Consider the following 12,615-nt stretch of genomic DNA (forward strand, 5'->3'; position numbering starts at 1 on the left):
TCAGTCCACAGCACCGTGGTAGCAGGGCGCCAGCTCGCGCACCTCTACCGTAGCCCACTCGGCGGCTGGGCATTCGCGGGCGATGGCAATGGCCTCGTCGCGCGTGGCGCAGTCGATGAGAAAGAAGCCGCCCACCATTTCCTTGGTCTCGGCAAACGGCCCGTCGGTCAGGCGGGTCTGCCCATCGCGCACCTGCAGCCTCACGGCCTGTTCGGTCGAGGCCAGTGACTCGCTGGCGCGCAACAGGCCACGGGCCTGCAATCCTGCCCCAAAACGCTGCATGCGGGCATAGGCCTCCTGACCACCGGCCAGGCCCCGCTCGGCACGCTGGCCGTGGGGTTCCATGATGAGCAACAGGTAAGGCATGGGGTCTCCTGAATCGGGGCCGGTCGTGCCCACCCGCACGGACTACGCCATCGGTGGGGACTGCAAGGGCGCCATGCTAACAGTCTCATTTGCTATGTTTTTAATAGCTCATGGGGCATGTGTGACTAGCGCCCTAGGCAGATTTCATGCAAAGGGTTGCGCGCTGCGGCAGGGCTGTGCTATCTTCGTCGCCCTATGCAACGCAGCATGCTCCTATCCACCCTATCGCTAGGCCTAGTGCCTGGCCGGGGTCTGCCTGCGTTCGCCACCCTCGTTGCCTGATTCGTTCAGCGCAGCACCTGATCTCCCCCTGACCCCGGCCCGCGAACCAGCCTTTGCACACGCAAAGGGCTGCAGGGGATGTCATTCGTTTTGATTTCTTTCGATTCCGATTGACCCGTGCACCGTGCTGCTTGTTTTGCGCACCGCACACACCGTTTGTGGAGCCCCTCATGATTGCCAAGCCCGCCACCAAGTACCAGCCCATCGCCCCCATTGCGCTCGCCGACCGCCAATGGCCCAACCGCAGCATCACCCGCGCCCCCGTGTGGCTCTCCACCGACCTGCGCGACGGCAACCAGGCCTTGTTCGAACCCATGAACGGCGAGCGCAAGATGAAGCTCTTTCACGAGCTGGTGCGCATCGGCTTCAAGGAGATCGAGGTCGGTTTTCCGGCCGCGTCGCAAATCGACTTTGACTTTGTGCGCCGCCTCATCGACGAGAACCTGATCCCCGACGACGTGACCATCATGGTCATGACCCAGTCGCGCGAGGACCTGATTGCGCGCACGGTAGAAGCCGTGAAGGGCGCACCCCGCGCCATCGTGCACCTCTACAACGCCACCGCGCCCGCCTGGCGGCGCATCGTGTTCGGCATGAACGTGACGCAGGTGATGCAGCTCATCAGCCACCACGTGGGCTATCTCAAGCAGCTCACCGACGCGCAGCCCGAAACGCAGTGGATCTTGCAGTACTCGCCCGAGACCTTCAGCGCCACCGAGCTCAGCGTGTCGCTCAAGGCCTGCCAGACCGCCATCGCCACCTGGGGCGCAGGCCCCGGCCGCCCCATCATCATCAACCTGCCCACCACGGTAGAAAACGCCACACCCAACGTGTTTGCCGACCAGATCGAGTGGATGGACCGGCACCTCAGCCCCCGCGAGCACATCGTGCTGTCGGTACACCCGCACAACGACCGGGGCACGGGCGTGGCGGCGGCGGAACTCGCGATGATGGCCGGTGCCGACCGCGTGGAAGGCTGCCTCTTCGGCAACGGCGAGCGCTGCGGCAATGTGGACATCGTGACGCTGGCGCTCAACATGTACACGCAGGGCGTACACCCGAACCTCGACTTCTCGGACATCACCTCGGTCGCGCGCATTGCCGAGGAATGCACGGCCTTGCCCGTGCACCCACGCCACCCCTACGCAGGCGACCTGGTGTTCACCGCGTTCTCAGGCTCGCACCAGGACGCGATCAAGAAGGGCTTTGCCGCGCAGGACCCGAACGCCTTGTGGGAAGTGCCGTACCTGCCCATCGACCCCGCCGACCTCGGCCGCACCTACGACAGCGTGATCCGCGTGAACAGCCAATCCGGCAAGGGCGGCATTGCCTTCTTGCTCGAACGCGAACACGGCGTGGTGATGCCGCGCCGCATGCAGGTGGAGTTCAGCGCCGTGGTGCAGCGCCAGACCGACGCAAGCGAAGGCGAGATGACGGGCGATGCGCTGTGGGCACTTTTCCAGGGCACTTATCTGCAGGCCCCAGCACAGGCCGCCATCACCTGCCACAGCCACCGCATTGATGAAGACGGCCAGGGCATCGAACTGGACGTGACCATCGACGGCACGCGCCAGACCCTGCGCGGCCAGGGCAACGGGCCGATTGCCGCGACGGTGGACGCGCTCGGCCTGCCACTGCGCGTAGACCACTACGAAGAACGCGCCACCGGAACGGGCGCCAATGCCCAGGCGCTGGCGATTGTGGAAGCGGCCATGGACGGCGTGGCGGGCTCCACCTTTGGCGCAGGCGCCAGCCACAACATCGTGACCGCCTCGGTGAACGCCATCGTGAGCGTGGCCAACCGGCTGATGGCACGGCGCACGGCGCCCCAAGCCGTGGTCGTGGCATAAGCGACAGCCATATCAAAACGATAGCTGCTGGCGCTTGAAGGACAAGCGCTGGCGGCACTTTGAACCAATATCCCCTGGCGGCTGGTGGGGTAGGGCGCTATGTGCCGCCCCATCCGTTACCCTTCGGTCCATGCGTGCTTTTCACCCCCGGGGCCTTGCTGCCGCCTGCACCGCCACCCTGCTGGTGCTGGCCGGTTGCGGCACGTCGCGGCCTCCGTCACCTTCTTTTCCTCCATCGGCCTCGGCCCCTTCCCGCACCACGCCACCGCTCACCCCCGAGCAGGCGCACGACATCGCCATTCACGCGCTGGGCCTGGTGGGCACGCCGTACCGCTACGGCGGCAATACGCCCGACTCGGGTTTTGATTGCAGCGGGTTGATCGGCTACGTGTACCGCAACCAGGTGGGCACACCACCGCCGCGCACGGTGGCGCAGCTCAATACCTGGGGCTATCCCATCGACGGCAGCGAGCTGCGCGCGGGCGACCTGGTGGTGTTTGGCACGGGCCGCCAGCCCAGCCATGCGGGCATCTATGTGGGTGAAGGGCGGTTTGTGCATGCGCCGTCCACGGGCGGCACGGTGCGCATGGACCACCTGCAGTCGCGCCACTGGGCGCGGCAGAATGCGGCGTTCCGCAGACCTTGAATTCGGACACCCCCCTGAGCGGCTACGCCGCTTCCCCCCGCTCTCGCACCGCTGCGCGCTGCGGGCAGGGGGACGACGCACTCGCTGCGGGGCGGCCCTTGCTCTGCGTCTCTGGCCTGGGCCGCGCCGGTATCTGGCAGGTGGCCCAATTCGGCCTGTGACCGGGCTCCGCGACAATCGGGGCCACCATGACCCACGCACACCGCTCCGCCACCCCCATCTCCACCCACGACACCACCCGCATTGATGACACGCGCATCAAGGCTGTGCGGCCGCTGATCACACCGGCGCTACTGCAGGAATGGTTGCCCACGCCCGATGCGGCGCTGACCCTGGTCGAATCCAGCCGCGCCGCGATCTCGCGCATCCTGCATGGGCAGGACGACCGGCTGATCGTGGTGGTGGGGCCTTGCTCCATCCACGACCATGGCCAGGCCATGGACTATGCGCGCCAGCTCAAGGTGCAGGCCGATGCGCTGCAGGACGACCTGCTCATCGTGATGCGCGTGTACTTCGAAAAGCCGCGCACCACCGTGGGCTGGAAGGGCTACATCAACGATCCGCACCTCGATGGCAGCTTTGCCATCAACGAAGGGCTGGAGATGGCGCGTGCGCTGCTGCTGGATGTGCTGGCGCTGGGGCTGCCTGTGGGCACCGAATTTTTGGACTTGCTCTCGCCGCAGTTCATCAGTGACCTGGTGAGCTGGGGCGCGATTGGTGCGCGCACCACCGAGAGCCAGAGCCACCGCCAGCTAGCCAGCGGGTTGAGCTGCCCCGTGGGCTTCAAGAACGGCACCGATGGCGGCGTAAAGGTGGCGAGTGACGCCATCCTGGCGGCCAGCGCCGCGCACGCCTTCATGGGCATGACCAAGATGGGCCAGGCCGCGATTTTTGAAACGCGCGGTAACCAGGACTGCCATGTGATCCTGCGCGGCGGCAAGCAGCCCAACTACAGCGCTGCCGATGTGGATGCGACCTGCGCTGTGCTCAAGGCCGCCGGCCTGCGCGAGCAGGTGATGATCGACGTGAGCCATGCCAACAGCAGCAAGCAGCACCAGCGCCAGATCACCGTGGCGGCAGAAGTGGCGCAGCAGATTGCCGCAGGCGACGCACGCATCACCGGCCTGATGATCGAGAGCCACCTGCAGGAAGGCCGCCAGGACATCGTGCCCGGTCAGCCGCTGGCGCAAGGCGTGTCGGTGACCGATGCCTGCATCAGCATGGCGCAGACCGTGCCAGTGCTCGAAGGGCTGGCGGCGGCCGTGCGGGCACGGCGCCAGAAAGCCTGACGGGCACCGCAGCAGCGGTCAGCCCCGGGGCGGGCGTGGGGCGCCGGTGTCGATGTTGCGCGCCGTGGCGAGCAGCGTGGCGCACAGCCGCTCCTGCCCCGCGGCATCCACCGCCCACACATCGGCCGCACAGACGGTGAGCAGGCGCCCCGCATCCACCACACGGCCGCGCGCCCGCAGGCATTCGCCCTGCGCGGGGGCCACAATTTTCAGGGTGGTGTCCACCGTGGCATTGGTCCAGCCGGGCGGCAACACACTGCCTGCCGCGGCCACCGCCGCAAAGTCGGCCACCGCAAACACGGCCGTGGCCTGCAACTGACCGGGGCGAAAGCTGAAGGCCTCGCTCACCGGTATCTCCACCTCCACCCGCCCGGGCTCGGCATGCACAAAGCGCAGCCCCAGTGTGCGGGCCATGGGCATGGCCAGCACCATGCCTTTCAAGGCTTCCATCATGGCTTGGGGTGGGTGGGACTCGGTATCGCTGGACTGGGGTATCGGTGGAACAGTCATGGTGGTTGTCTCCTGGTAAGGGGGTTGTGCGGGCCCGTGGGCTAGGGCTTGCGGGCTGCCGGGCCGCGCACACGCGGCCAGGGCCTGGCGGGCGTGGTGGCTGTGCCCGAGCGGGTTTGCCGCGCCGCAGATGGCGACCGCGACGGCTGCTGGCGCAACGGGTTGCGCAACCAGGCCTGGTGCGCCTGCACCGTGGATTTTTGGGACTGCAGCGCAGCGATCTGCTGGTCGATGGCGTCCACACGCTCCTGCAAGGCCTGCACCATGTCGTCAATGCCCAGGGTGCCGGCGCGGTATTCGTCCAGGCGCAGCGCTATCTGCGGCAGGCTGAAGCCCAGCTGCCGCGACATGGCAATGAACACCACTTCGCGCCGCATGCGGGCCGGGTAGTCGCGATAGCCGTTGGCCCGGCGGTCCGGGCGGATGAGGCCCAGCCGTTCGTAGTGGCGCAACGCGTGGACGGACACCGAGGCCTGTTGAGCGAGTTCGGAAATCTGCATGGGGCCACGTTAGCAAGCCTCGCGTTGCGCGAAGGTTGCCTGGGTGACTGCGCAAGGTCAGAACACTGTGTTTTTTTGGGGCAAACCCCCATGGGCGCAGGTCGCCAGCAAGGGCGGTGCGGTGTAGCATTCACACTCTTTGCCGCAGTGCCTGTGGCGCTGTGACCCTGAGCGCGCGGTGCAGCCGCATTGCACGCTCCCTCTACTGCCCGATTGCCTTGCCGACGCTACTCCGCCCCGCCACCCATGGCCTGGTCGCACTGACCAGGCTGGGCAGCTGCGTGCGCAGCGGCGCCACGGTGGACTGACCATGCCGCCAGCGCAAGCCACCGCAGAGGCCGCACGGCTCCAGGCGCTGCAGTCTTACGCGATCCTCGACACCCCGACGGAAGACAGCTTTGACCAGCTGGCCACGCTGGCCGCGCGCGTGTGCCAGTGCCCCATGGCGGTGGTCAACTTCGTGGACAGCGACCGGCAGTGGTTCAAGGCCGCAGTCGGTGTGCCGTTCAGGGAGACCGAGCGCGCGATAGCGTTCTGCGCCCATGCGCTGAGCGGCAGTCGCGAGCCCGTGGTGGTCAACGACACGCACAAGCACCCGGTTTTTGCCCACAACCCGCTGGTCACGCAGGACCCCCATGTGCGCTTTTACGCCTGCGTGCCGCTGGTCACGCCCGAAGGGCAGGCGCTGGGCACGCTGGCGGTGCTGGACTCCATCCCCCGGCACATCGAGGCCGAGCAGCTGGAGGGCCTGCGCATACTGGCCGAGCAGGCCATGGTGCAGCTGGAACTGCGCCGCCAGAAGCAGGTGCTGGCCGACCTGGTGCAGCAGCGCGACAAGATGCACGCCGAGCTGCTGGCCCAGAGCGAGACCCTGCGCGTGGCCGGGCAGATGGCCCGCATTGGCGGCTGGATTGTGGAGCTGCCCAGCCTGCAGCTGAACTGGTCGCAGGAGATCGCTGCCGCCTTCGGCATTGCGGGGCGTGTGGGATCGGTGGAACAGATCATGGAGCTGTACCTGCCCCCGCACCGGCAGGCCATGCAGGCAGCGTTTGAGAGCTGCATCCGCCACGGCACACCGTTTGACCTGGAGGCCGAACTCGTCACACCGGCAGGGCGGCATTTCTGGGTGCGCACCACCGGGCAGGCGGTGCGCGATGCCGAAGGCCGCATCGTGCGGGTTCAGGGGGCGTTTCAGGACATCTCGGCCCAGCACCAGGCCCGGCAGGCCCGCCGTGAAAGCGAAGAGCGCTTTCACCTAGTCTCACGCGCCACGGCCGACGCGGTGTGGGACTGGAACCTGCACACCGATGCCATGTGGTGGAACGAGGGCATGCAGACCCTGTTCGGCGTGCCGCTCGACCAGTTGCCGCCGGACAGCACCTCGTGGACCTTGCGGCTGCACCCCGATGACAGCGAAGAAGTGCTCGAAGGCATTCATGCCGCCATCGACGGCACGGCCAACCACTGGTCGGATGAGTACCGCTTTCGCCGCCAGGATGGAAGCTATGCCTGGGTGCTGGACCGGGGTTTCCTGATCCGTGACTTGCAGGGCAAGGCCGTGCGCATGGTGGGCGGCATGACCGACATCAGCGCGCAAAAGCTGGCCGACCTGGACGCCCAGCGCGACGCACAGAACCATGCCGAGCTGCTGCAGGTGCAGCAGCGCATCTCGTCGCTGGACATGCCGCTGCCCGAGGTGCTGCAGCTGGTGGCCAGCACCGTGCTGCGCCAGACCGACGCGCGTGGCGCCATGGTGGAGCTGCTGCAAGGCCGCCAGCTGGTGGCGCAGGCGTCGGCCGGTGACCACGTGCGCCCGGTGGGCAACCTGCTGGCGGTGGACCAGAGCCTGCTCTGGCCCGCGCTCAGCAAGGGCCAGACCGTGGTGTGCAACGACACCGAGGCCGAGGGCTGGGACATGGCGTCGATGCCCCACCGCCACGGCGTGCGGTCGGTGATGGCGGTGCCGCTGCGCAGTGGCGACGCCATCGTCGGGTCGCTCAAGGTCACGTCGGACAAGGTCAATGCGTTTTCACGCCGCGATGTGGCGCACCTGGAGATCCTGACCGAGTCGCTGGGTGCCATGGTGCAGCTGCGGCACGTGGCCGGGCAACTGCATGCGTCCGAGCAGCAATACCGCATGCTGTTTGACGAGCACCCGCATCCCATGTGGGTGTACGACCGCGAAACCCTGCAGCTGCAGGCTGTGAACCGATCGATGGAGCGCCACTACGGCTACACCGAGTCCGAGCTGCTGACCATGTCAATGCTGGATCTGTGGCCCGCTGACCGGCGCCCCAACGTCGAGGCCAACATCCGCGCCGTTCCGATGGAACAGCGCAACGCGCCGGTCGTCAGCCGCCACATCAAGAAGGACGGCAGCTTCATGGATGTGGAGATCACGGCGGGCAGCATCAGCTTCAACGGGCGCCCGGCCCGCCAGGTGCTGGCCACCGACGTGACCGAACGCCTGCGCACCGAGCGCGAGCTGGCACGCATGGGCCGCGCCCAGCGCCTGCTGAGCGCGTGCAACGAGACCCTGGTGCGCGCCACGTCCGAGACCGCGTTGCTGCAGGCCATCTGCCAGATTGCGGTGGACATCGGCGGCTACCGCATGGGCTGGGTGGGGTTTGCGCTGGACGATGAGCGCAAGTCCATCCGCCCGGTAGCCCATGCGGGCTACAACCAGAACTACCTGGAAAACCTGCACCTGAGCTGGTCGGCCGACGATCCCTATGGCCGGGGCCCCGCGGGCATTGCGGTGCGCACCGGCCAGCCGGTGATCGTGCAGGACATCCGCACCGAAGGGGACTTTGCTGATTGGACCGAGCGCATGCTGGAGCATGGCTTTCACGGCGTGATCTGCCTGCCGCTGCGCGAGCATGCGCGCGACCATGCACAAGAGCGCAGCTTTGGCCTGCTGTACCTGTACGCTCCCGACGTGCTGCAGATCAGCCCCGAAGAGGCCGCGCTGCTGCAGGAGCTGTCCAACGACCTGGCCATCGGCATCACCAGCCTGCGCGCGCACAAGGCGCAGCAGCGGCTGCAGGCCTCGGTGCTCAAGGTGGCGGCCGCCGTGTCGGCCAGCACGGGCACCGAATTTTTTGTGCAGCTGGTGCGCAACATGGCCGATGCGCTGGATGCGCAAGGCGGCTGCGTGGTGCGGCTGCTGCCGCAGTCGCAGGGCCAGGCGCCCCGGGTGGTCACTCTGGCGGCCGTGCTCGACGGCCAGATGCTGCCCAACGACGAATACAGCCTGGATGGCACACCGAGCCTGTTGCTGATGTCGCAGCGCACCCATGTGGTGACCGACAAGGTGCAGCAGCTGTACCCCGAAGCCCCCGTGCTGCGCGCAGTGGGTGCCCAGGCTTATGTGGGCCAGCAGCTGTGCAATGCCGACGGCGAGGTGGTGGGCATCGTCTTCGTGCTGTTCCGCCACGCGATTGCCGACACGGACTTCATCACCTCCACGCTGCAGATCTTTGCCTCGCGTGCGTCGGCCGAGATCGAGCGGCAGCTGGCCGACATCCGCATCCGCCACCAGGCCTCGCTGCTGGACAAGGCCCAGGACGCCATCCTGGTGCGGGACCTGGACCACCGCATCATCTTCTGGAACAAGAGCGCGGAGCGCCTGTACGGCTGGTCGCAGCTGCAGGCACTGGGGCAGTCCATCGAGACGCTGCTGTACGAAGACCCCACGCACTTCCGGCACGCCACGCAGACGGTGCTGGAGCAGGGCGAGTGGACGGGCGAGATCGTGCAGCGCCACCGCGATGGCAGCACCATCGAGGTGGAAGGCCGCTAGACGCTGGTGCGGGGCGACGACGGCCAGCCTCAGTCCATCCTTGCCATCAACACCGATATCCGCCAGCGCAAGGCCAGCGAGCGCGAGATCCAGCGCCTGGCGTTCTACGACGCGCTCACCGGCCTGCCCAACCGCATGCTGCTCATGGACCGCATGCACCAGGCCCTGGCCACCGCGCAGCGGCGCCAGCAGGGCGGGGCGCTGCTGTTCATTGACCTTGACAACTTCAAGACCCTGAACGACACCCTGGGCCACGACCAGGGCGACCTGCTGCTGCAACAGGTGGCGCAGCGCCTGAACACCTGCGTGCGCAGCGTGGACACGGTGGCCCGGCTGGGGGGCGACGAGTTTGTGGTCATGCTGGAAGAACTCAGCCCCAAACCGCACGAGCTGGCGCTGCACGCCCGGGGCGTGGGTGAAAAGATCCTGACCATGCTGGCCGTGCCCTATGCGCTGCAGGGCTACCAGTACCGCAGCACGCCCAGCATCGGCATTGCGCCCTTCACCGGCGAGCACACCACGGTGGGCGAGCTGCTCAAGCAGGCGGACCTGGCCATGTACCAGGCCAAGACGGCGGGCCGCAACACGCTGCGCTTTTTTGACCCCGACATGCAGGCCGTGGTCACGGCGCGCGCGGGGCTGGAAACCGACCTGCGCTCGGCGCTCATGCAGGAAGAGTTTTTGCTGCACTTCCAGCCGCAGATCCACCAGTCGGGCCGCTGCGTGGGGGTGGAGGCGCTGGTGCGCTGGGCCCACCCGCAGCGCGGCATGGTGTCGCCCGCACAGTTCATTCCGCTGGCCGAAGAAACGGGTCTGATCCTGCCACTGGGCCGCTGGGTGCTGCACACCGCGTGCAAGCTGCTGGCCAGCTGGCAGAGCGACCCGGCCCTGTCGCACCTGACCATGGCCGTCAATGTGAGTTCGCGCCAGTTCCGCCATGCCAGCTTTGTGGACGACGTGGCCCGCGTGCTGGCCATCACCGGCGCACCCTCGGCCCAGCTCAAGCTGGAGCTGACCGAAAGCCTGCTGGTGGAAGACATGGAAACCACCATCGCCACCATGACCGCGCTGCGGTCGTACGGGGTGGGCTTCTCGCTGGACGACTTTGGCACGGGTTACTCCAGCCTGAGTTACTTGAAGCGCATGCCGCTCGACCAGCTCAAGATCGACCAGAGTTTTGTGCGCGACCTGCTGACCGACCCCAACGACGCCGCCATTGTGGACACCATCATCGGCCTGTCGCGCAGCCTGGGGCTGGAAGTGATCGCCGAAGGCGTGGAAACGCCCGAGCAATGCGCGCTGCTGGCCCGGGCTGGCTGTCAGCTCTACCAGGGCTACCTGTTCAGCAAGGCGCTGTCGGTGGACGTCCTGGACAGCTTCCTGCGCACCTCGCAGGCGTAAGCGGCGCCCGCCGGGTGTTCCCGGCGCTTGTCCACATCCCAAGCCTCTTAACCCCCTAACTCCCTTCTGAGGGCCTCAGGAGGCCCGTGAGCGGCCTGTGGGTCTGTTTCGGCCCCCTGGGCCTGCTTTTGCGCCCAAGGCCCTCCACGGCCTTCTGGGCGGTTCCAGATCGCATCTTGGATCCTGGGCCAGCACTGGTACGCCCGGCATGTGGGTGCGGCTTTCATCCAACCCAGCCGTTTGCGTGGCCCCAGTTGTCCTCTGTCTTCTTCTTATGTCTTTTATAAATACATAGTCGTAGTAGTAGAGGGCGGCCCGGCGTGTGGACAACTGCATTTTTGCCAGCGCTGGCGCGCACTTAGTCCGCTGCCAACCCTGTGTACCCCGCCCTGCTCCCGTTGTCTCCCGAGCGGGGACAAAAGCGGTGCCACGCAGTTTTCTGTGGATAAGCACCCGGTTGTGCCAAAACTATCCCCAGTTTTACGCACCGCGCGCATCGGCGGCAGGAAATGGGCCCAAAACGAAGGGTAGCGCTAAAGCTTCATGCTCTGAATGCTCATTAATTGATAGCAGATGAGTGGAAACCATGCTCCTTCTCCTTGGCTGCAAGGGTTCGGGCCAAGCCGGTGGGACAGGGCCCTCCCTCCTGGCTGAGGGCTGATGGGGTGCCCCAGGTGGCGGAAGGATTGCATCCGCTGGTGCGGCGTGAAAGGCATCGCACCCCAGCAGCAACTTCTTATTGCAGCCTCTCAAGGGTGTGAGCGATCCACCGGACAGGAGCGCCGGGCCGAGCCGTTACTTCCCCATTCCGGCATCAACCGCCTGTCTGTCAGGTTGTCCAGTCGGCCGATGGGTCGGTCACCGGCGGTGGACAGGTGCCCGGATTGGGAGTTCTGGTTATTCTTTAAAGGCTTTATATATAAATAGCAGTAGTAGTAGAGAACGCCTGTTTGTGTGGACAAGCGCTTTTTCTTCAACGCTGGCGCGCACTTGCGTCGCTGCAAAGTATGTGGGGCGGCGCGCGCTAAGTGCGGGGCTCGCCGACAACAACTTTCGGGCGGCGGCGTTTTGTGTGGATAACTGCCTGGTTGTGCCAAAAATGTGCCCAGGGTTATCCACAGCGGCATAGAGTTGCGCTCCCTGGCTCGTCTCATGGCCCCGTAAGGCACCCTCCGGAGCGGGACCGTCCAAGAAAAAACCCGGCGTTCTTTGTAGAACGCCGGGTTGGCGGGGGAGGAAGCGGCGGAGGGCCTTGAAACAGTCCCTGGGCGACTACAGGCTCCAGCGCCTGTCGCCCCAGTTCAGGGCTATGCCTTACTTGGCGGGTGCAGGCGTGGGGGCAGGGCCCGGACGGCCTTCGCCCCCCCGCATGCCGCCATGGTGGTCACCATGCCCGTGGCGGCCTTCACCACCCCGCATGCCCCCCATGGGGCGGCCGCGGTGGGCCTGGGCATCAAAGGTCTTTTGCTGCTCGGGCGTCAGCGTGGCATAGAAGGTCTTGGTGGCCTCGCCGCGGCGGTCGGCTTCGGCGGCATGCTGGGCGCGCATTGCGCGCATGCGGTCGATGCGTTCCGGCGTGGTCAGCTTGTCCATGTCCTGGCGGTCCAGGCGGGCGGGGCGTTCGCCGGGCTGCATGGCCGAGGTGAAGGTGGTCCAGGCCGATTCCTGGGCAGGGGTCAGCTTGAGCTGGGCTTTCAGGTCTGCCAGGCGCTTGGCGTGGCGCTGCGCCATGTCGCCGTGGTGGCGTTCATGGCGGCCTTCGGCGGCCTTGGCGGGCGCGGTGGGTGCTGCAGGCGCTGCAGGGGGTTGCTGGGCCAGCACAGGCAAGGCCATGGCGGCGAGCAGGGCAGTGGCAGCAATACGGTGGGAGAGGGGGTGAGAGAAACGGGAGGCCATGTTGGAAGTCCTTTCGCGGTGGTGAGCTCGCTGAAACGACCGTTTCAGCGATTGGAGTCCAGTGTCTGCCGCC

General features: G+C 66.5%; 7 protein-coding genes and 1 pseudogene. 4 read left to right on the forward strand and 4 right to left on the reverse strand.

Annotation, left to right across the window (positions count from 1 at the left end; genetic code table 11):
- On the reverse strand, positions 1 to 366 hold the full coding sequence (locus ACODSU_RS01880) for a YciI family protein (protein ID WP_488839633.1): 366 nt from the start codon (positions 364 to 366) through the stop codon (positions 1 to 3).
- Between the two features lie 452 nt (positions 367 to 818).
- On the opposite strand from ACODSU_RS01880, the gene leuA reads away from it, so the two are divergent.
- The 3 genes from leuA (at position 819) to ACODSU_RS01895 (ending at position 4,433) form a co-directional block, all read left to right on the forward strand.
- Positions 819 to 2,498: a 2-isopropylmalate synthase gene (gene leuA, locus ACODSU_RS01885; RefSeq protein WP_488839635.1), complete on the forward strand. Its 1,680-nt coding sequence runs from the start codon at positions 819 to 821 to the stop codon at positions 2,496 to 2,498.
- Between the two features lie 130 nt (positions 2,499 to 2,628).
- Positions 2,629 to 3,144 (forward strand): C40 family peptidase, encoded by a 516-nt coding sequence (locus tag ACODSU_RS01890; protein WP_488839637.1) that lies wholly within the window; start codon positions 2,629 to 2,631, stop codon positions 3,142 to 3,144.
- A 188-nt stretch (positions 3,145 to 3,332) separates the two neighbouring features.
- On the forward strand, positions 3,333 to 4,433 hold the full coding sequence (locus tag ACODSU_RS01895; RefSeq protein ID WP_488839639.1) for a 3-deoxy-7-phosphoheptulonate synthase: 1,101 nt from the start codon (positions 3,333 to 3,335) through the stop codon (positions 4,431 to 4,433).
- Between the two features lie 18 nt (positions 4,434 to 4,451).
- Here ACODSU_RS01895 and ACODSU_RS01900 read toward each other — a convergent pair whose 3' ends face one another.
- Together ACODSU_RS01900 and ACODSU_RS01905 are read right to left on the reverse strand one after the other, a co-directional pair.
- Positions 4,452 to 4,883 (reverse strand): PaaI family thioesterase, encoded by a 432-nt coding sequence (locus ACODSU_RS01900; protein WP_015011881.1) that lies wholly within the window; start codon positions 4,881 to 4,883, stop codon positions 4,452 to 4,454.
- A gap of 101 nt (positions 4,884 to 4,984) precedes the next feature.
- Positions 4,985 to 5,443 carry a MerR family DNA-binding transcriptional regulator gene (locus ACODSU_RS01905; RefSeq protein ID WP_488839641.1) on the reverse strand — a complete coding sequence of 153 codons (459 nt, stop codon included), beginning with the start codon at positions 5,441 to 5,443 and terminating at the stop codon, positions 4,985 to 4,987.
- Positions 5,444 to 5,753: 310 nt separating this feature from the next.
- On the opposite strand from ACODSU_RS01905, the pseudogene ACODSU_RS01910 reads away from it, so the two are divergent.
- Positions 5,754 to 10,646 (forward strand): annotated as a pseudogene (locus tag ACODSU_RS01910) (EAL domain-containing protein).
- Between the two features lie 1,314 nt (positions 10,647 to 11,960).
- Here ACODSU_RS01910 and ACODSU_RS01915 read toward each other — a convergent pair.
- Complete coding sequence (locus ACODSU_RS01915; protein WP_488839643.1) at positions 11,961 to 12,542, reverse strand: Spy/CpxP family protein refolding chaperone; 582 nt, start codon at positions 12,540 to 12,542, stop codon at positions 11,961 to 11,963.
- Between the last annotated feature and the right edge of the window lie 73 nt (positions 12,543 to 12,615).

The sequence above is a fragment of the Acidovorax sp. FG48 genome, assembly GCF_057809085.1.

Bases quoted from the DNA above. Each gene is read 5' to 3' on its own strand.
- ACODSU_RS01890 (WP_488839637.1), top strand. From the start codon at position 2,629: ATGCGTGCTTTTCACCCCCGGGGCCTTGCTGCCGCCTGCACCGCCACC.
- ACODSU_RS01895 (WP_488839639.1), top strand. From the start codon at position 3,333: ATGACCCACGCACACCGCTCCGCCACCCCCATCTCCACCCACGACACC.
- leuA (WP_488839635.1), top strand. From the start codon at position 819: ATGATTGCCAAGCCCGCCACCAAGTACCAGCCCATCGCCCCCATTGCG.
- ACODSU_RS01900 (WP_015011881.1), bottom strand. From the start codon at position 4,883: ATGGAAGCCTTGAAAGGCATGGTGCTGGCCATGCCCATGGCCCGCACA.
- ACODSU_RS01915 (WP_488839643.1), bottom strand. From the start codon at position 12,542: ATGGCCTCCCGTTTCTCTCACCCCCTCTCCCACCGTATTGCTGCCACT.
- ACODSU_RS01880 (WP_488839633.1), bottom strand. From the start codon at position 366: ATGCCTTACCTGTTGCTCATCATGGAACCCCACGGCCAGCGTGCCGAG.
- ACODSU_RS01905 (WP_488839641.1), bottom strand. From the start codon at position 5,443: ATGCAGATTTCCGAACTCGCTCAACAGGCCTCGGTGTCCGTCCACGCG.